Here is a 19201-nt window from a genome sequence, read left to right as displayed (position 1 = left end):
TGACTTTTTCCACGCATTGCAATAAAACCTGCCTGTCGGATGCTGTTTCGCGCGCGGCCCGCTTGGGACAGCGGCCGCATCTTCTGCTCAGGCAGCATCCGACTGACGCGCTGCGGCCTCTCGGTCTTCAAGGCCGGGCCCCTTGGTCATCGGAAAGCCCATCTGTGAGGATGCTGTGGCCGGGCGTGAGAGGAACTGCCCGCCGGGGCGCCCGCCGGCTTATACGGTAGACCGAGGCCGGCGGCAGGTTCCGGAAGGTTCCTCCGATCCGGATGGCCTTCAGCCCGAGCCGGTCGAGGATCGGGCGCGGCACGGGACAGCGCGGGCCGTAAGTGAACTGGTATAAATTGGCGCCCGGACGCAGGCAGGCGAAGGCATTGGAAAGAATCGCAAACACCGTCCGCGGCCGCATCGAAAGCAGCCCGAGTCCGCTGATTGCGGCCCCCGCCGTTGCGTCAGGGAAGAGGGCGCCCGGCATGATCCGCGCGGCATCGGCATGAAGGACGCGCGCCTCGGGGAACCGCGCGCGCAGGAGTGCGGCAAACTCCGCGCCGAATTCCACCAGAGTCAGGTCAGCCGGGTCAAGCCCGCGCTCGATGAGCGCGCGCGTGAACACCCCGGTTCCGGGCCCCAGTTCCAGCACCGGTGCGTCCTGCGGGTCGATTTCGCGCGTGATGAGTCGGGCCAGAGCAGCACCCGACGGCGCGATCGCCGCGACGCGCAAGGGCTGGGCGGCCCAAGTGCGGAGAAACAGACGGTAGTCCGGTCCGTCGCTTACCTCGGCCGTGGATGTCGAGCAGGTGTGGGTCATTGCTGTTCCTTTCAGGCGTCTTCGGTCCGCAGGACGGATCTGGTCCGGCGCTCGCCGATGGTTTCCGTGACCGCCAGCGGCAGCGTCCTCAGGCGCCGACCGGTGGCGGCAAAGATCGCATTGGCGACGGCGGCGGCGGTCGGAACCACGCCGGGCTCGCCCACGCCGCAGGGCGGCTCGCCGCTTTGCACGATGGCCACGTCGATGGCCGGTGCATCCGCGAGGCGCTGGAGGGGGAAATCGTGGAAGTTCGACTCGACCGCGGCGCCCCGGTCAAAGGTGATCTCGCTCATCAGGGCAGTGGTCACGCCGAAGACGATCCCGCCCTCCATCTGGGCCACCACCGTATCAGGGTTGACGACGATGCCGCAGTCGATTGCGCAGAAGACGCGGTCGACGCGCACTTTTCCGTCCGCGGCCACCGTTACCTCGGCGACCTGTGCGACGACGCTGCGATAGCATTCGTCGATCGAGATGCCGCGTCCGCGGCCGGGCGCCAACGGCATGCCCCATCCCGCCATTTCGGCAACACGGTCCAGCACCCTCAGGTGACGCGGAGAGGCATGTAACAGCCGCCGGCGATACTCCAGCGGGTCGATGCCTGCGGCGTCCGCGCATTCGTCCATGAAGCTCTCCGAGAAGAAGTTGTTGTAGAAATAGCCGTTCGAGCGCCAGATGTGGGTCGGGACGTGACTGGGCACATGCACGCTGCGCGTCCGCCGGTTGGCAAACGCGTAGTAGCTCTTGTCGAGGCCCTCGATCGTGATCCTGTCGCCGTCGGGCCCCGGGCTGATGGGCAGGTTCCGGCCCGCGACCGCGTCGATGACCGATTGCGCTGCAACGATGGCATCGTAGGCAACCGGAAGACCGTCCTCGCCCAAGGCCGCGCGCAGATTGGCCGCTGCGTGGGTGCGGTAGAGCCCGCGCGAAATATCCTCCTCGCGCGACCAGATCACCTTGACCGGGCGTCCCGGCATCCGCGCGGCCAGAAAGGCGGCCTGATTGACCACGTCCTGATCGCTGCGGCGTCCGAAGGCCCCGCCGTTCATCGTGACATGCGGCGTGACTTCGGTCGTGGTCACGCCGGCCCAGCCGGCCCCGCGCGCCACGCCCCGCGTGATGGCCATCGGCGTCTGCGCCGGCACCCAGCCCTCGGCCGTTCCGTCCTCGCGCACGAGGACGGTCGCGTTCATCGGCTCCATGCAGGCATGGGTGACGAAGGGCACCCTGTATCGGGATTCGATCACGGGACCGCCAGAGGACATCGCGCCGTCCACGTCGCCCTCGTCAACATCGTCGAACGGGTTTTCGCTATCGAGCGCCGCCAGCAGCCGGCCGGACAGGGCGGCGCTGTCGATGGCCTCGGCCCCGGCCTGCGTCCACTCGACATCCAGCAGAAAGGCGGCCTGTTCCGCCTGCCACCAGGACTGCGCGACGACTGCCACCTGACGTTCGCTTATGACGACCACGTCCAGCACGCCGGGCTCGTCGCGGATCTCGCGTTCGTTGCGAACCCTTGCGACACCGGCGCCGAAGGCCGGAGCGTGACGGACGCTGGCATGGACCATGTCCGGAAGGGTGACATCCATGCCGAAAACCGGCTCGCCCCGGATCTTGGCCGGCAGGTCCAGCCGCGGCTGGGACCGGCCGATCAGCCGCCATTCGGATGGCGGGGTCAGCCGCGGCGCGGACGGAGGATCAAGAACCGCCGCCGCGCGGGCAAGCTCGCCGAAGCTCAGCGCCCGGTTGCTGGACGCATGGCGGATCTGGCCGTCGATAGCGACCAGTTCGCCGACCGGAACGCCCAGTTGGGCCGCACCGGCGGCCAGCAGCATCTCGCGCGCCGCAGCACCGGCAACGCGCATGGGATGCCACAGGTTCATCATCGAACTGGATGCGCCGGTCGTGATGAATCCGAGCTGTCCCAGCAGACGGCGGGCGACCCAGGGAACCGGACCGCTCGCTTCTTCCGGGCGGATCTGAAGCACGTTCGCCCAGTTCGCATAGGCAGGATGCGCCTCGGTCGGATGTTCCACCGTCAGCCGGTCGTCAAGGGGAACCCGAAGCTCTTCGGCGACGATCATGGCAAGGCCGGTATGGATGCCCTGGCCCATCTCGGTCTTGGGCACCATGATGACGATGTGACCGTCCTCGCGGATGACGACGAAGGCATTGAGGACAGCGCTTTCGCCGTCGAGGTGCCCGTGCAGGCCGTCGACATCGACGGTCGCCAGATAGCCGGTTCCGGCGACACCGGCGACACCGGCGACGAGGGCGGTACCGCCGAGCGCGGCGCCGGTGACAAGAAATCCACGGCGGGTCAGAAAGCGGGGCATGACGGTATCCTCAGGTTTCGGACATGACTGCGGCGGCGCGGTGGATGGCGCGGCGGATCCGCGGATAGGTGCCGCAGCGGCAGATATTGGTGATTGCCTCATCGATCTCGGCATCGGTCGGGTTGGGGTTTGACCCAAGCAAGGCCGAGGCTGCCATGATGAAACCGGGTTGGCAGAAACCGCATTGCGGCACCTGCTCGTCAAGCCAGGCCTGCTGCACCGCGCTCAGCTTTCCATCGGCACCGGGCAGTCCTTCGATCGTCACCACCTCGGCGCCTTCCAGATCGCCGATGAAGGTCACGCAAGACGGGACGGACTCGCCGTTGACGAGGACGCGACAGGCACCGCATTGCGCGACGCCACAGCCGTATTTCGGCCCGAGCAGGCCCAGATCCTCGCGGAGAACCCACAAGAGTGGCTTGTTGTCATCCACGTCCAGATCGGCTTGCGTGTTGTTGACGGTGAAAGTGACCATGACGGCTCCAGACAAGGGGGTGATCCCGGCGGCGCGAGGAAGCCGCCGGAGATTCCGGTGATGGGGCGAAGGCGGTTGGCGGGATGGCCGGTGCCCTCAGGGGCGGTAAGCCGTCCCGGCGCCGCGATGTGATCGGGCGGCCGCGACGGAGCTCGCTGCCTCGGAACTCACGTTAGCCCCGGCCCGTCGCGGGGCTGTGCCAGCAGTGTCGCTGATTGTATCGCTTTGTATCCGCCGCAGGGCAGAGACCCCGCAAAGGCGCGGGGTCGGTTACAAACGGATACAGTTTTCTGCAAGTCGCGGCCCCGGGACGGCGCTATAAGGGGGGTGTCCATAAAGCCATCGAGACCCGCCATGCCGCAGGTGCCCCATATTGCCGTCGTCGACGATCACCGGGAAATCCGTGATCTGATCGGGAAGTACCTGCAGCAGCAGGGCTATCGGGTCAGCACGGCCGAGAACGGAACTGCCCTGCGCCGCCTCGTCGAACGCGGGGCGCCGGACCTTGTCGTCCTCGACATCATGATGCCAGGCGAGGATGGTCTGACTCTTTGCCGGGAATTGCGGTCCCGTTCCGGCCCCGACATCCCCATCATCTTCCTGACCGCCCGGAGCGACGAGACCGATCGCGTCATCGGGCTGGAGCTCGGGGCCGACGACTACATCGTCAAACCGTTCTCCTCTCGCGAGTTGCTGGCGCGCATCAAGGCCGTTCTGCGCAGGGTCAACAGCCTGCCGCCGCAGCGCGCCATGCGGCGCGCCGGGTCCGTGCGGTTCGACCGCTGGGTGCTCAGCCTGTCACGACGCGAGTTGCAAAGCGACGACGGTGTCGGGATACCCCTGTCGAGCGCCGAATTCCGGCTGCTGAAGGTCTTTGTCGAGCATCCCGGTACTGTGCTCAGCCGAGATCAGCTACTCGACCTGACCGCTGGCCGTGAAGCTGATCCCTTCGACCGGTCCATCGACAATCAGGTCAGTCGGCTGCGTCGCAAGGTGGAACGCGACCCGAAGGTCCCCTCGATCATCCAGACCCACCGCGGGGGCGGCTACAGTTTCATGCCGGAGGTCTTTGCGGAATGAAACGCCTGATTGGTTACTGGCACAAAAGTCTGACCGTGCAGCTTCTGTCCTCCATGCTGCTCGCGCTCTTTGCGTCGCAAGCCATCGGCTTCATGATCCTCTGGGACCACCTGCGCGTCGATCTGCGCGAAGCGGCGCGCGCCGAGATCGCCAGCCGGGCTGCAGCGGTGGCACGGCTGGTCCAGACCGTACCGCCCGAGTTGCGCAACGACCTGATCCGCATCAGCAGTACGGAGACCTCGCGCTTCTGGATCTCCGACGGCCGGCCAGCCGGCCTCGATGACTGGGTGACGCAGGCATTCGACCAGTTTGCGACCCCGCTTCATGCGATCCTGGGCGAGCAGGGCGTAGTGGCCCTGCAGCGTATTCCGACCGGCTCCGACCCCCGGTATTTTCTGGATGGCGCTGTCTGGACCCTTTCCGCGGCGGATCAGGCGGAACTGCCTGTCCTCGCCCGCTCTCTTGATTTTGCGCGGGAGAATGGCTCCGGCGTGATCGTGCCTTTCGACGACGGACAGGTGCTCAACGCGGCTTACTACAAGGATATTTCCCCCTCGATCTGGCGCACGCACCTGCCGTTGTCGCTGACCCTTACGGCCATCCTTGTTGCGGGCGTCGGCGTTCTCACCGTGCGGCGCATCGCGAGCCCCCTGCGGCAGTTGACCTACGCTGCCGAGAGGCTGGGGCGCGGCGAGGCGGTGCCGCCGCTGGAACTGCGCGGGCCCGAGGACATCAGGCGGACCACGATTGCCTTCAACAGCATGCAGGAGCGCCTTCACCGCTTCGTGGGGGACCGGACCCGCATGCTGGCCGCCATCGGCCACGACCTGCGGACGCCCCTGACGACCTTGCGCCTGCGCGCGGAACTGGTCGAGGGCCCCGAATTACAGGAACGCATGCTGGCGACCATCGACGAGATGCAGGCGATGACAGAATCGACACTGTCGCTTGTCAGTCAGGAAACGAGTGCGGAACCCACCCGCACCATCGACCTGACAGCTCTGGTTGAGAGCGTCTGCGACGACCTTGCTGAACTCGGTCACCCGGTCCGGTTCGTGCCCGGGAAGAGGCTTGATTACCGCTGTCGCCCCGAAGGTCTGCGGCGGATGATCCGCAATCTGATCGAAAACGCGGTCCGTTATGCCGGCGGCGCCGATGTGCGCCTCGTCAACGACAATGCAGGCGTGAGGATCTTGGTGGAAGACGAGGGGCCGGGCATCCCGATCGACAGTTTCGAAGAGGTCTTCTCGCCCTTCTTTCGGTTGGAGGGATCGCGGTCGCGCGAGACAGGAGGCATCGGCCTCGGTCTGTCGATCGCCCGCGCAATCGCCCGCCAGCACGGCGGCGACATCATCCTGTCACCCCGCGAACCCGGGCTGCAAGCCGCAGTCGTCCTTCCTGCGGGGCGCTGACCCGGATGCCCGGCCTCGAGACGATATCCGCTATTCTGACAAATCAGTCGGTTGGCGGCAGATCCGCTGCAGGCCGGCGCGCGTAGCTCATATAGTGGACGGGTTCAGCAGGTCATCGCAACATCCTGAGCCCTGTTCATGTAGACGACGACGGGAATACGCAAATCTGCCACGAGTGTTATGGCCTAGCGGCCCGGCCACATTGCCAGGAAAGCCGCTGCCATTCGGTCCAACTCGTGCCGGTCCGCGCCGCTGCTGGCCGCAACAAGAACACCGTCCGTCGTGGCCTTCAGTGAAGTCCAGACCATGTGCGTCGCAAGACGCCGGGAAGTCGCCATCAACTCTGGCCCGCTCAAACCGCTCGCATAGCCGCTCTCGCCGGTAGCGGCTTCTCTCTTCAACGAACTGCGGATGTTCTCGTCGCCGGGCGTGTAACGCATCGAATGCTCAAGCTCTACGGGATGAAGGCGGCCTATGATGAGATCATTGCCACTGCCGTGAAGCGGCAGTACGAGCCGCAAAAGATCGTGGGCGACCTGCTGAGCGCCGAGATCAGCGAGAAGCAGGCGTGCCAACGCTGTGGCCGAGGGCGAACTGCCCGCGGCACTTGATGTGGCCCGGCTCGCGCGCTCGATCCCGACGTTCAGAGCGGAATGGCGATCCGTGCCCGGGACAGAGCCGAGCAGTCGGAACTGGAGGATGTGGCCGGGCTGGCATGACTGGGTGGGATGCGATGATCCTGCGCGGCACTGAGCCGGCAGGTTCTTGATTGCAGGAATAGGCAAATTTAATCGAGCTTTGAGCATTCTGATCGAGGGCGGCAGCGACTAGTTTGAAGCTCGAAGCGGGAACCTGCGTCGGGCCGCCCGGTGGCGTCCCAAGGTCGGGACTTCGGCCCGGCTGCCGGCCTCTGCTTCGCCCTGAAACCTGAACCCTCCCCAGAGGATGCCCGCGTCCCGCGTCGGCACGCTCGCCCGCATGTTCGATGTGCGGCAGGGGTGCCCGCAATCTCGCAGGCTCCTCTCACTGAAAAAGGCTGCACCATGACTGACACGATCAAGACCCCGGACGCCGCCCGCCGCACCTTTCTGGCGCTTGCCGCAGCAGGCCCGGCAACTCTCGCTTTCGGCGGCGCGGCGCTTCCACAGACGGCCGAGACCAATCCCGCGCCCCGGCCGGGGACCGGCCGGGCTGCTATCGTTACCGGATCATCCCGCGGCATCGGGGCGGCCACAGCCAAACGTCTGGCTCGGGATGGTTACGCCGTCACCGTCAACTGCCTGGTCAACACCGACCTGGCCGCGCAGGTCGTGGCCGAGATCGAGGCCGAGGGCGGACGGGCGATCTGGCGGCAGGCCGACGTGGCCGACCCGGAGGCGGTACGCGCCCTGTTTGCGGCCAACAATGAAGCGTTCGGCGGCGTCGATGTCATCGTCAGCAATGCGGGCATCTTCAATGCCGGTCCCTTTGCAGAGATGACCGACGCCGCATTCGATCGCATGATCGCGACCAATGTGAAGGGTGGGTTCAACACCCTTCGCGAGGCGGCGCGCCATGTGCGTGACGGTGGCCGGATCATCACCCTGTCATCGGGCATCGTCCGGCAGACGCCTCCTGGCGGTGCCGCCTATGCCGGCACCAAGGCGGATCTGCAGATCTATGCACGTGTGCTGGCCAAGGAGGTTGCCGGAAGAGACATCCGGGTCAATGCCGTCGCGCCGGGCGCCGTGGACACCGAACTGCTGTGGCAGCACGGCGAAGAGCTGCTGGAAGGCGTGGCCGAGGCAACGCCGCTGCGCCGACTTGGACAGCCCGAGGATATTGCGAATGTGATCGCCGTGCTTTGTTCGGACAGCGGCGCTTGGGTCAATGGAGAGACCGTTTACGCCAATGGTGGTCTGAACTGAGGCGCATCGGCCGGACCTGCCGTCGCCACGGCTTTGGTCTGGCCTTCCCGTCAAACGCCGATGATCTGTTCCGCAAGTATCAGTCACGGCCGCCTTATCAAAGGAAAGACAAAAATGCTGACCCTTATCGACGATGAATTCACGCGTTTCATGGCCGAGGATGACGGCCTGCCGATCGTCATGCTGAACCTGCTTCGGTTCCGGCCGGACGGGGGGCGCGAACGCTATGCCGCATATCTTGAAGTCGCCGGTCCGCTTGTTGCCCGGTACGGTGCGGAAATCGTCTATGTCGGGGACGGCCTGCCCGCCCTGTCCGCCGAAAGCGGCCAGGCATGGGATGCTGTGGCGCTGGTGCGCTACCCCAGCCGCCGCGCCTTCGCGGACATGGTGGCGGACAACGATTACCGCGAACAGGCCGGCCCGCTGAGAGAGGCTTCGCTTGCCGAGGCCGTTCTTCAGCCGACGCGGGCGCAGGGCTGACGCTGGGACAACAGCCCCCGGACGGCACCGGAAGAAAGCAGGGGGCGGGGTCCCCCGGCGGGACAGGTTGTAATCAGGCCCTCCCGCCAGGGTTGTTGCCTTGGCTGCCGAGCGCGGCGATCGGCAGCTCTCGGTTCTTCGCCGCATGGCGGCCGCTGCCGCCTCAGCCGCCGAGTCAACTAAACCGTCCTTGTTTTCAGGCGGTCCGCCCGAGTTGGTCGACCGCGACGACGAGATCCCGTTCTGACAACCGGGTCTTCCCCTCGAACCCGGCGGGAAAACCCGCCGGGCTCGGGGGCGCATCCGCAGAGATGTGAATCAAAGGCGAATGGCTGGGCCTTACCATCCGGTTGAGATCCGGAAACATGGTCGACACGCATGCCGACTCAGCGCCACGTAAGCAGCTTTCTTTCCAGAAAGGAGATAATGGCGCCCATCGCGAGGCCGAGTGCGGAGAGCACGACAACCCCGGCCATCAGGCGGTCGGTCTGCATCATGTTTCCGGTCGCGATCAGGAAGGCGCCGAGACCAAACTGCGCTCCGATCATCTCGGCGGCTACGAGCACGAGGAGTGCTGCGGCAACCGAAATGCGGAAACCCGACAGGATGCCCGGCAGGGCCCCGGGCAGAAGCACCTTCCAGATGATGGCGCGAAGCGGGACGTTGAAGCTCTGTGCCATGCGGATGAGGTTGCGAGGGACGGAGTCTACACCGCTGAAGGTCGCAATGGCTGTCGGGAAAAAGACGCTCGCCGCGATCGTGACGACTTTTGAAAGTTCGCCGATCCCGAGCCAGAGGATCAAGAGCGGCAGAAGCGCGATCTTTGGTACTGGGTAAATCGCCGCGACAAGCGGAACGCCGACAGCGCGGGCCCCGCTGAACAGGCCGATCAGAAGGCCCAGCGTGATGCCTGCAGCAGTTCCCAGGAGCCAGCCGTAAACGATCCGCCCAAGCGACGCGGACAGGTGCCGCCAGAGCTCGCCCGATACGATGAGCCCCCAAAGGGCGGTCATGACCCGTGCGGGCGAGGGCAGGAATATACGATTGATCAATCCCGCTGAGCTGACGCCCTGCCAGACCAGGATGATCCCGAGAATGACGAGCAATGCCATCACGGGGCGCCGCTGCTGCACGAAGCCTCCGCCGCGGAAGCGCATCTTGCGGGCGGTGCCCGACACTGGGCCACCAACGGGAATTGCCCCTTGGGCAGAGGTTCTCTGTTCACGCATCGGCGATCTCCCTGTCGGCAACGATGGCCTCTTCGCGGATCAGCCCCCAGAGCTTTTCGCCCAGCCGGGCAAGCTCCACCTGCGCCTCGGGGGCGCGGCGCTCGGATTGCGGGATGCCGATCTCGACGATTTCCTTCACCCGCCCCGGCCTGCGGGACAGGACGCAGACACGAGAGGCAAGCTGCAACGCTTCCTGCAGATTGTGCGTGACGTAGAGGATCGTGGGGCGGTCCCGTTGCCAAAGATCAAGAATATCTTCCTGCAAGAGTTCGCGTGTCTGGGCATCGAGCGCCGACAGAGGCTCATCCATCAGGAAGATCGCCGGGCGCACCGCGAGCGCGCGGGCGATCCCGGCGCGCTGGCGCATCCCGCCCGACAACTGTCTGGGCAATGCGTCAGCGAAATCGCTCAGCCCGGTGCGGGCAAGGGCATCGTCCACCCGGGCACGGAGTGCGTCGCGGGAAAGCCCGTGATGCTCCAGCACGAAGGACACGTTCTTGCGGACGGTCTGCCAGGGCAGCAATGCGAAGTCCTGAAATACAAAGGTAATCTCGTTCAGCGTATCCGCCGGCGGGCTGCCGGACAGAAGGACTTCGCCCGAGGTCGGCGCCAGAAGCCCGCCGGCAATGCCGAGAAGCGTGGATTTTCCGCATCCGGAAGGGCCGATGATGGCCAAGATCTCTCCGTCCCGGCCCTCGATCGTGATGTCGTCGAGGGCCGTCATCTCGCCGAACCGGTGGGTGATGCTGTTGAGCGTGATCTGCATCAGTCTGCGCCGGCAAAGCCAGCAGGAACATTGTCATGACCCTCGACAAAGCTCAGATCGAGGAACCTTGCCGGAGCGACGGACTGATCGATCATGCCCTGCGCCTTGTTCCATTCCACGATGTCGATAACGCTTTGCACGTCGATGCGCGGGTCGATGTAGGACAGGGCGGATGAAACGGCATCTTCGGGCATTCCTGTGTATCGGGCCACGATGGCGATCATTTCCTGCGCGCGCTCGGGATTGCGAAAGCTTCCGTCCTCGGCCTGGTCGAGAAGCACCTCCTGGTATTCCCGTGCGCCGTCTTCATAGACGTCGATCACACGCTCCAGCACATCACGGCGTTCCGCGATCATGCGAGGAGAGACGCCAAGTCCGGCAAGCTGAAAGGGAACTTCGTCGCCTGCCCAGGCAAGGACGTGGGCTGCCCCGGATTCGACGAGGGGCATGAAGCCGGTCGCGGCGCCCGCCGCGATATCCACCTGTCCCCCCTGCACCATCGCGGCGAGGTTCCCGAGACCCTGGGCGGGGACAAGACGACTCTGCGCCAGGTCGATTCCGTGTTTCTCGGCGATGCGTTCGACCGCATAGTGATTGGTTGATCCGATGGTCGTGAGCCCGATACTTGCCCCCTGCATCTTGTCGATGGAATCGAGGCCCCGGTCATAGGCGGCTCGCGATACGAAAAAGCCGGTATTTTGAAAGCCGGCGATCTCCCGGCTATGACCCGACACCGCGACGATCTGATTCTCGGCGGCAAGATTGAAAAACGCCTGCGTGAAGCCGATGACCGCCACATCCACATCACCTGACGCGATTGCAATTGTCGCAGGTACCGCGGCGTCGAAAAAGACCAGCTCGGCGTCGATGCCGGCCTCGGCGAACCGTCCCTCTTCCAGCCCGACGAAGAACGGAGCCTGCGATCCGAGCCGCAGCACCCCCAACCTGACCTTGTCGTCAGCGCTTGCCACATGAGGCAGCACCATGGCGGCAATCACCGCTGCAAGTCCGAGCCGGCCAGCCGGACGGCCAAACGAAAACACCATTTTTCCCTCCCTTCACCGGCTACCTCTCTCCCATAGCCGGTGCATCTGCCAGTTCGGCACGCTTGCCAACCAATGTCAAATTGTAGAAAGTGTGGTATCTATTCATTTCTTGCATGAATGAGTTTCGCGTGCGCATCGACGCCCTTGGTCTTCAGGCCTTTATCGCGATTGCCGATACCGGCAGTTTTCTGGCGGCGGCCGAGCGGCTGCACCTGTCGCAGACGGCGCTCAGCCACCGCATGACGAAGCTGGAGAATGAACTGGGCGTCGCGCTCTTTGCCCGGACCACCCGGCGGCTGGCGCTCACACAGGAAGGGCTTGCCCTGCTGCCCCGTGCCCGCCGGGCGCTGGGGGAACTCGAAAGCGTTCTGACCGATCTGCGCCAGTTGGGCGACCTGCGGAAACGCGAATTGACGATGGGCTGCGTTCCCAGCGTGGCCGGCAGCCTCCTGCCCGACCTCTTGCACGACTTCAGCCAAAAGCTGCCGGATGTCCGCGTCCGTATCCTGGACGGGTATGCCCACGTCATCGCGACGCAGGTGAATACCGGGCAGGCGGAGTTCGGGCTGATCGTCCGACGCAGCACCCATTTCGAACTCGACTTCCTCTCGCTTGTCGAAGAGGCTTTCGTTGCGGTCTGCACCCCGGATCACCCCCTTGCTTCCAAGGATGGCACAACCTGGGAAGAGCTGCGCGGCACACTCCTCATCGGGAACAGCGTCGCGGGTGACGCGCTGCGCGACATGCGGGACGCCGCGAACTGGCATTACCGCGTCGAAAATATCTCGACTGCGCTGTCCTTCGTCCGCCGCGGCATGGGCGTATCGGTCATACCCGCGCTCATGCGTCCGCAGATCGAGCGGATGGGGCTTTGCACCCTGCCGATCAGCAGCCCCCAGGTCACGCGCACCATCGGCATCGTGACCCGGCCCGACATGCCGCCAAGCCGGCAGGCCAAGGTCATGATGGAGCTCATCGCGAACCGGATGAAAGAGCTGACGGATACCGGGCTCCGCTGACGGCGACGCATGGTCGGGGGCGGACCGACAGCGCGCGTCATTCGGGCGCGATCCGCAGACCTGAGGAGATGACGGGGCCTTCTTGCGCCAGCACCCCCAGGATCGTCCCGGGCACGGCGGAACCTATTAATGCAATAGATGCATGAATAAAGAAAATTATGAACTGGTTTTCAGTTTTCGCGCTCGTTACCCCTTCGCTAAGCGGCTAGCTGACGGGCAGCCTTCGCGGCTGAGGGGTCGATGGACGAGTATGACTATATCATCGCCGGGGGCGGCACCGCGGGCTGCGTGCTCGCAAACCGCCTGAGCGCAGACCCCCGTCTGCGCGTCCTTCTGCTTGAGGCGGGCGGTTCGGGCCGCAACTTCTGGGTAGAGGTCCCGCTTGGCATGAAGTTCCTGCTGGGCCGCGAGAAATACGACTGGAACTACCAGAGCCTGCCCGAGCCGCAGCTGAACGACCGGCGCATCGCCCTTCCCCGGGGCCGGATGCTCGGCGGCTCCTCTGCGATCAACGGCATGGTCTACGTCCGGGGCCATGCGCATGACTTTGCCTTGTGGGAGGCCGCGGGCAACCGGGGCTGGGGGTGGGATGACGTTCTGCCTTGGTTTCGCAAATCGGAATGCCACTATCAGGGCGGCGATGACTGCCGGGGCGCGGATGGCGAGTGGAAAGTCAGCGACCCGGGCGTCCGGTGGCCCGCACTGGACTCCTTCATCGAGGCGGCGGTGCAGGCGGGCCATCGCGAGAACCGGTCCTACAACTGCGGCGACAACGAGGGCGTCAGCTATTTCGAGGCAAACATCGCCAGCGGCCGCCGCCAGTCGACCGCGCGTGCCTTTCTGCACCCCGCGCGCCACCGCCCCAACCTGAAGGTGGAAACCGATGCGCTCGTGGATCGCGTCACGTTCGCGGGCAGACGCGCAACCGGAGTGACCTACAGGTTGGGCGGGGTGACGCGTCAGGCACGCGCCCGCGCCGAGGTGATCGTGACCGCGGGCGCCTATGGCTCACCGGTGATCCTCGAACGCTCGGGCATCGGCGCTGCGCCGCATCTTGCCCGGCTTGGGGTGGCGCCGGTGCATGTGCTTCCGGGTGTGGGCGAAAATCTTCAGGATCACTGGCAGATCCGCATCCAGCATCACCTCAAGCACACCCGGACCCTGAACAATCGCGGCAGCAGCTGGCATGGGATGCTGGGCCTTGGAGCGCAATACATCCTCACGCGCAGCGGCCCTATGACGGCGCAGCCGGCGCTGCTGACCCTCTTTGCCCGGACCCGCGCCGGCCTTCCGGCCCCCGATCTGCAGGTTCATGTCTCGGCGGCGAGCTATGATCGCGTGGGCGGCCCGCTGGAGCGCTATCCCGGCATCACTTCGGCATCGGGGATACTGCGCCCGGAAAGCCGGGGCTGGTGCCACGCCTTCTCGGCAGAGCCGGGCGAAAAGCCCATGATCCTGAACAACTTCCTTGCAACCGAAGGCGACCGCGCCCTGGCGGTAGAGGCCGTGAAGCTCGTGCGGCACATCTTCGCGCAGCCCGCCATGCAGAGATACGAGCCGCTGGAACGTGCGCCATCCGACAGCGTGCGCCGCGACGATGAGATGATGGATTATGCGCGCCGCGTTCTTACCACGACGTTCCATCCTGCCGGAACTTGCAGGATGGGCGGTGACCCGATGGCGGTGGTCGATGATCGACTGCGGGTCCGGGGCGTCAGCGGGCTTCGTGTGGTCGATGCATCCATCATGCCGACGATCACATCGGGAAACACGGCGGCCCCGGTCGTCATGATCGCCGAGAAAGCCGCCGCGATGATCCGCGACGACGGGCGCCTTGCCCGCGCCCCGCAGGTCGCGGCAGGCGCGGCATAGGCGCGACAGAGGGAGGGGACATGGAATACCGCAGCAATCTTGCACCGGGAACGGCGCTCTGGGCCGGGCGGCGCGCGCATTGGCGCGCCATGGGCCTCAGCGAGGAAGACATGCTGAAGCCCAAGATCGCGATCATCAACAGCTCGTCCGAACTCGCGATGTGCTTCAATCACCTTGACGGTGTGGCGGCAGAGGTCAAGGCTGCGATCCGCGCCGCCGGCGGCATCCCGTTCGAGGTGCGCACGACCGCACCTTCCGATTTCGTGACCAGCGCCGGAAAGGCGGGGGCCTACATCCTGCCGGCGCGGGACCTGATCGCGGCCGATATCGAAAGCCAGGTGGAAGGCGCGATGCTGGACGGGATGGTCTGCCTTGCCTCGTGCGACAAGACGGTGCCGGGGCAGCTCATGGCGGCCGCGCGGTGCAACGTGCCGGCGATCGTCGTCATTTGCGGCTATCAGGCCAGCGGCGAATACAAGGGCAAGCACACCGATATCGAGGACGTGTTCCTGAAATCCTCCAACGTGGCCGCAGGCGGCATGACGGTGGAGGAGCTTTCGGCCATGGCCGATGTGGCGATCCGCAGTTCGGGCGTCTGCGCCGGGATGGGGACGGCCAATTCCATGCATGTCGTGTCCGAGGCGCTGGGGATGAGCCTGCCGGGCAGCGCGCCGGTGCGGGCGGCAGGTGCCCGGATGCTGGAAAACGCACGTCGCTCCGGCACACGCATCGTGCAGATGATAAACGAGGGGCTCAACCCCCGCCACATCCTGACCGAAGCCGCCATCCGCAACGCGGCCCAGGTGGTGATCGCGCTCTCGGGTTCGATCAACTGCGTAAAGCACCTTCAGGCCATCGCAATCGAGGCGGGGCTTGACGTGAACCTGACCGACATCTTCGCCGAATACAGCCGTCAGGTTCCACTGCTTTGCGGGGTCCGCCCCAGCGGCGAGACGCTGACCGAAGAGTTCGAGGACGCGGGCGGCGCCCAAGGGGTGCTGGTGCAGCTTCGCGAACGGCTCGATACCGGCGCGCTGACGGTTACGGGCAGAACGCTGGGCGAGAACCTTGACGTCGCACCTGCGCCCGACGGCTCGGTGATCCGGCCGCTGGACAACCCCGTCTCCACCCGGCCCACGCTGAACATCGTGAAGGGCAGCCTGCTGCCAGGCGGCGGCATCGTTCGGATCGGTGGTGCGGGGGACCGCCGGATGACCTTCCGGGGCCGCGCCAAGCTCTACCACTCCCGCGACGAGGCCCTTGCCGGTATCCGCGCCGGAGAGGTTCAGCCGGGTCACGTCGTCATCCTTCGCGGCCTCGGCGTGATCGGCGGGCCGGGCCTTGCGCTGACCTCGGCGGTGGTTTTTGCGCTTGATAACGCGGGCCTTGTCGATGAGGTCGGCGTGATCACCGAGGGCCAGCTTTCGGGGCTGGTGAACAAGGGCCTCGTGGTGGGCGAGGCGACCCCCGAGGCCGCAGCGGGCGGGCCGCTGGCATGGGTCGATGAGGGCGACGAGATCCTGATCGACGTGCCGAATGCCCGGGTCGATCTGCTGGTGGATGAGGCAGAGCTTGAGCGCCGCCGCCAGACACCACGCAGCTTCGGCGCCCGCATCCCCAATGGCTGGCTCAACGTCTACCAGCGCACGGCGGGTCCCGTCCATGAAGGGGCCGTGATGTCGCCGGGCGGGCCGGCGATATCGGGCCGCGAATGACTTCGGCCCCGTGTCGCCGGCGCGGCGCGGGATATTCACGCATGAATTGGGAGGTTCTGATGCGTCAACTCTGCAAGGCCCTGCCGGCCCTGATCGGGGCTGCGATGCCCTTGGCCGCGGCAGCCGATACCTTTGTCTATGGGTCCTTCGTGCCCGGCTCGGACTACCTGAACTCGGACACGCTGCCGCATGTCTTTCAGATGATTTCCGACGGCACCGATGGCGAAATCGAATGGGATCTCATCGTGGGCGGCCAGCTTGCCGATGGCGCGGGGACCTTCTCGGCGGTGGAGGACCGCATGATGGAGGCGGGTCTCGCCATCCCGCTTTATGCGCCGAGCACCGTTCCGAACCTCGCCTTCCTTTATTCGATCGTGGTGCCGGGCGACGATCTCGGCGCCTATATCGGCGCGGCGATGGAAACGATTTTCCAGGATTGCCCCGGATGTCTCGATGATATCGGGCGGACCAATGCCATCCCGCTTGGCGGGTTTTCGAACGCCGCGAACAGCCTGATGTGCACCCGGCCCGTCGCGACACTTGCCGACCTTCAGGGCCTGCGCATCCGCGCCGTCGGGGGCTTTGGCGACATGGTGGCCGCGGGGGGCGCCATGCCGATGTCGATCACGCTGGCGGAAACGGTGACCGTTCTCCAGCGGGGCGGTGCGGAATGCGTCGTGGGTGCCGCGGAGTGGCTCGCGACCTACAGCTATGGCGACAGCGCGAAATACGTCACTGACCTGCCGCTTGGCGCAAACGCCCCTGCCGTCGGGCTCTACATGAACCGCGAGGCGTTCCACGAGATGACGCCGGAACAGCAGGATGTCACTCTTCGCGCCGCGGCGCATCTTTCCGCGATGCAGACCATCGGGAACTTCGTCCGCAAGAACGCAGAGTCGCTGCAGCGCCAGATCGACACCAACGGCGTGCAACTGGTGACCCCGGAACAGGATCTGATCGACCATGTCACCGCCTTTCCCGCGGGTGACCGGGAGCGCCGGATCGAGGCGGGCCGGCAGATCGGCGTGACGGACCCCGAAGCGCTCTATGACGCCTACATGGCGAACGTGGAGAAGTGGCGCGGCATCTCGGCCGAGATCGGTGAGGATGTCGATGCGCTCGCGCAGCGGATCTACGACGAGGCCTTCGCCGATCTCGATCCGTCAACCCTCTGACGCGACAAGGTTGGCCCGCATGTTTCTCCGACGTCTGGACATGGTCTATACCGCGCTTCTGGTGCTGGCTTCGGCCTGCGGCGCACTGATGATGCTTCACGTCACGGCGGATGTGGCGATGCGGGCGCTTTTCCGCATCTCGCTTCCGGCGGTAGGGGAAATCACGGCCGCCTACTACATGGTCGCTGCGGCTTTTCTTCCCTGGGCGTGGCTCGCCAACCGGGATGAACATATCCGTGCCGACCTCTTCAGCCGGCTCATGCCCGAGGGGTTCAAGCGCGGGTTCGAATATGTCATCGACCTTCTTACGCTGGCCTATGTCGGGCTGATCTGCTGGCAGGGCTATGCCGGGGCGATGCGGCGACTGGCCAGCAACGAACAGCGCGAGATACCGGGCGGTTACCTGCTGGTATGGCCCGCACGCTGGGTCGTACCGGTGGCCGCGGGTGCAATGATGCTGGCACTCGTCATCCGCATGATCCGCCGCGCGCGGGGCGAACTTGCCCCGCCACCCGCACCCCTTCCGGAGCACTGAGAGATGGAGCCGCTCTTCCTCGGGTTCGCCAGCGTCCCGCTGATCATCCTTCTTGTCGGGCTGCGCATCCCGGTAGGGGTTGCGGTGGGGCTGGTATCGTTTCTCGGCTTCCTGATGGTGCGCAACCTGAACGTGGCGCTGGGGGTGATGCGGGAAACGCCATTCGCCTTTGCCAACAGCTGGGATCTGACGGCGATCCCCATGTTTCTTCTGATGGGCGCGATCACCACGGCCACGGGTATCTCGACTGCGATGTTCCGCGCCGCACGCCTGTGGCTGAGCGCGCTTCCGGGGGGCCTTGCCGTCGCGGCCAACATGGCCTGTGCGGGTTTCGGGGCCGCCACCGGGTCTTCCGTAGCGGCATCGGCAACCATGACCCGACTTGCGGTGCCGGAAATGCTGCGCCAAGGCTACGACAAGGGCCTCGCCACCGGTGTCGTCGCCTCGGCCGGAACGCTTGCCGCGCTGATCCCGCCGTCCATCATGTTCGTGCTGTTCGGGATCTTCGCCGAGGTCTCGATTTCTCAGCTGCTGATCGCCGGTGTCATTCCGGGGCTTCTGACTGCCTTTGCTTATACCGCGATGATCGTGATCCGCTGCTGGCTGAAGCCGAGCCTCGCGCCGCCGCTTTCTGCCGTCGAACTGGCGAGCCTGAAGGCGGATCGCTGGAGCGCGCTGAGGGACACATGGCCTGTGATCTTCCTGATCCTCGGCGTGATCGGCGGCCTCTATTCAGGCCTTGTCACACCGACCGAGGCGGGGGCGGTCGGGGCGATGGTCGCGCTTCTCCTCGGGCTGGCGCAGCGCAGGATGACCTTCGCCGCGCTGTTCGAGGCGCTCCGCACATCCATGTCCACGGCGGCGCAGATCTTCTTCGTAGGCATGGCGGCGGTGATGTACACGCGCTTCCTCTCGCTTACCGGCATGTCGGGCTTTCTCGAAGACACGTTCGCGCCCTATGCCGACAACCCGATCGTGATCATCCTCGGAATGGCGGTTGTCTACCTGCTGCTGGGGATGTTCCTTGACCCGCTCGGCACGATGCTGATCACCATCCCCGTGTTCCTGCCGCTTCTCAACGCGCTCGACATGAACCTGATCTGGTTCGGCGTAATCGTCGTGAAATATATCGAGATCGCGATGCTGACGCCGCCGATCGGGTTCAACATTTTTGTCGTGAAGGCCGCAATCGGCAATCAGGTGGAGCTGAACGCGATCTTCAAGGGAACCGCCTGGTTCCTGCTGGCCGAGGTCGTCGTGATGATCCTCCTGCTTTCCTTTCCGCAAATCAGCCTCTGGCTGCCGAACCTGATGAACTAGGCGGGCCTGCTGCGCCGCCGCTT

17 protein-coding genes and 1 pseudogene are annotated in these 19201 nt (G+C 65.3%); 11 read left to right on the top strand and 7 right to left on the bottom strand.

Annotation, left to right across the window (positions count from 1 at the left end):
• Window positions 1-127: 127 nt before the first annotated feature.
• From ACFSGJ_RS02665 to ACFSGJ_RS02655, 3 genes are read right to left on the bottom strand one after another with little or no spacing between them, the layout of a single operon-like run.
• Window positions 128-811: a class I SAM-dependent methyltransferase gene (locus ACFSGJ_RS02665; protein WP_390259246.1), complete on the bottom strand. Its 684-nt coding sequence runs from the start codon at window positions 809-811 to the stop codon at window positions 128-130.
• Window positions 812-822: 11 nt separating this feature from the next.
• Window positions 823-3147 carry a xanthine dehydrogenase family protein molybdopterin-binding subunit gene (locus tag ACFSGJ_RS02660; RefSeq protein ID WP_390259244.1) on the bottom strand — a complete coding sequence of 775 codons (2325 nt, stop codon included), beginning with the start codon at window positions 3145-3147 and terminating at the stop codon, window positions 823-825.
• Between the two features lie 10 nt (window positions 3148-3157).
• Complete coding sequence (locus tag ACFSGJ_RS02655; protein ID WP_390259242.1) at window positions 3158-3622, bottom strand: (2Fe-2S)-binding protein; 465 nt, start codon at window positions 3620-3622, stop codon at window positions 3158-3160.
• A 354-nt stretch (window positions 3623-3976) separates the two neighbouring features.
• Here ACFSGJ_RS02655 and ACFSGJ_RS02650 point away from each other — a divergent pair, with 354 nt between their 5' ends.
• Both ACFSGJ_RS02650 and ACFSGJ_RS02645 read left to right on the top strand, forming a co-directional pair.
• Entirely contained in the window at window positions 3977-4702 is a 726-nt protein-coding gene (locus ACFSGJ_RS02650; protein ID WP_390259241.1) for a response regulator, read from the top strand.
• Complete coding sequence (locus ACFSGJ_RS02645) at window positions 4699-6114, top strand: ATP-binding protein (RefSeq protein ID WP_390259239.1); 1416 nt, start codon at window positions 4699-4701, stop codon at window positions 6112-6114. The genes ACFSGJ_RS02650 and ACFSGJ_RS02645 overlap by 4 nt, the downstream gene beginning before the upstream one ends.
• A gap of 185 nt (window positions 6115-6299) precedes the next feature.
• Here the strand turns inward: ACFSGJ_RS02645 and ACFSGJ_RS02640 are convergent, their stop codons facing one another.
• Window positions 6300-6554, bottom strand: a complete 255-nt coding sequence (locus tag ACFSGJ_RS02640) for a hypothetical protein (protein WP_390259237.1) — start codon at window positions 6552-6554, stop codon at window positions 6300-6302.
• 3 nt (window positions 6555-6557) lie between these two features.
• Between ACFSGJ_RS02640 and ACFSGJ_RS02635 the strand changes: the two are divergent.
• The 3 genes and pseudogenes from ACFSGJ_RS02635 to ACFSGJ_RS02625 form a co-directional block, all read left to right on the top strand.
• Window positions 6558-6683, top strand: a pseudogene (locus tag ACFSGJ_RS02635) (ATPase); the annotation flags it as partial.
• A gap of 474 nt (window positions 6684-7157) precedes the next feature.
• Window positions 7158-8021, top strand: a complete 864-nt coding sequence (locus tag ACFSGJ_RS02630) for an SDR family oxidoreductase (protein WP_390259236.1) — start codon at window positions 7158-7160, stop codon at window positions 8019-8021.
• A 114-nt stretch (window positions 8022-8135) separates the two neighbouring features.
• Window positions 8136-8501, top strand: a complete 366-nt coding sequence (locus tag ACFSGJ_RS02625; protein WP_390259234.1) for a DUF1330 domain-containing protein — start codon at window positions 8136-8138, stop codon at window positions 8499-8501.
• 386 nt (window positions 8502-8887) lie between these two features.
• Here ACFSGJ_RS02625 and ACFSGJ_RS02620 read toward each other — a convergent pair whose 3' ends face one another.
• Genes ACFSGJ_RS02620 through ACFSGJ_RS02610 form a run of 3 tightly spaced genes read right to left on the bottom strand, consistent with a single transcriptional unit; the run spans window position 8888 to window position 11542 of the window.
• Window positions 8888-9730: an ABC transporter permease gene (locus tag ACFSGJ_RS02620; protein WP_390259232.1), complete on the bottom strand. Its 843-nt coding sequence runs from the start codon at window positions 9728-9730 to the stop codon at window positions 8888-8890.
• Window positions 9723-10496 carry an ABC transporter ATP-binding protein gene (locus ACFSGJ_RS02615; RefSeq protein ID WP_390259230.1) on the bottom strand — a complete coding sequence of 258 codons (774 nt, stop codon included), beginning with the start codon at window positions 10494-10496 and terminating at the stop codon, window positions 9723-9725. Before ACFSGJ_RS02615 ends, ACFSGJ_RS02620 begins: the two co-directional genes overlap by 8 nt.
• The gene (locus tag ACFSGJ_RS02610; RefSeq protein WP_390259229.1) at window positions 10496-11542 is read right to left on the bottom strand and encodes an ABC transporter substrate-binding protein; all 1047 of its coding nucleotides are present in this window, start codon (window positions 11540-11542) and stop codon (window positions 10496-10498) included. The genes ACFSGJ_RS02615 and ACFSGJ_RS02610 overlap by 1 nt, the downstream gene beginning before the upstream one ends.
• Window positions 11543-11670: 128 nt before the next feature.
• On the opposite strand from ACFSGJ_RS02610, the gene ACFSGJ_RS02605 reads away from it, so the two are divergent.
• The 6 genes from ACFSGJ_RS02605 (at window position 11671) to ACFSGJ_RS02580 (ending at window position 19178) form a co-directional block, all read left to right on the top strand.
• Window positions 11671-12561 carry a LysR family transcriptional regulator gene (locus tag ACFSGJ_RS02605; RefSeq protein WP_390259228.1) on the top strand — a complete coding sequence of 297 codons (891 nt, stop codon included), beginning with the start codon at window positions 11671-11673 and terminating at the stop codon, window positions 12559-12561.
• Between the two features lie 240 nt (window positions 12562-12801).
• Window positions 12802-14433: a GMC family oxidoreductase gene (locus ACFSGJ_RS02600; RefSeq protein WP_390259227.1), complete on the top strand. Its 1632-nt coding sequence runs from the start codon at window positions 12802-12804 to the stop codon at window positions 14431-14433.
• Between the two features lie 20 nt (window positions 14434-14453).
• Window positions 14454-16148 (top strand): dihydroxy-acid dehydratase, encoded by a 1695-nt coding sequence (gene ilvD, locus ACFSGJ_RS02595; protein WP_390259225.1) that lies wholly within the window; start codon window positions 14454-14456, stop codon window positions 16146-16148.
• A gap of 59 nt (window positions 16149-16207) precedes the next feature.
• Window positions 16208-17323: a TRAP transporter substrate-binding protein DctP gene (gene dctP, locus ACFSGJ_RS02590; RefSeq protein WP_390259224.1), complete on the top strand. Its 1116-nt coding sequence runs from the start codon at window positions 16208-16210 to the stop codon at window positions 17321-17323.
• A gap of 19 nt (window positions 17324-17342) precedes the next feature.
• The gene (locus ACFSGJ_RS02585; protein ID WP_390259223.1) at window positions 17343-17858 is read left to right on the top strand and encodes a TRAP transporter small permease; all 516 of its coding nucleotides are present in this window, start codon (window positions 17343-17345) and stop codon (window positions 17856-17858) included.
• A gap of 3 nt (window positions 17859-17861) precedes the next feature.
• Window positions 17862-19178 carry a TRAP transporter large permease gene (locus ACFSGJ_RS02580; RefSeq protein WP_390259222.1) on the top strand — a complete coding sequence of 439 codons (1317 nt, stop codon included), beginning with the start codon at window positions 17862-17864 and terminating at the stop codon, window positions 19176-19178.
• The last annotated feature ends 23 nt before the right edge of the window (window positions 19179-19201 follow it).

Source organism: Halodurantibacterium flavum (assembly GCF_042681825.1).
Classification (GTDB): domain Bacteria; phylum Pseudomonadota; class Alphaproteobacteria; order Rhodobacterales; family Rhodobacteraceae; genus Halodurantibacterium; species Halodurantibacterium flavum.
Note: the sequence above shows the minus strand (reverse complement) of the source record. Positions and strands in the feature narration are given on the sequence as shown.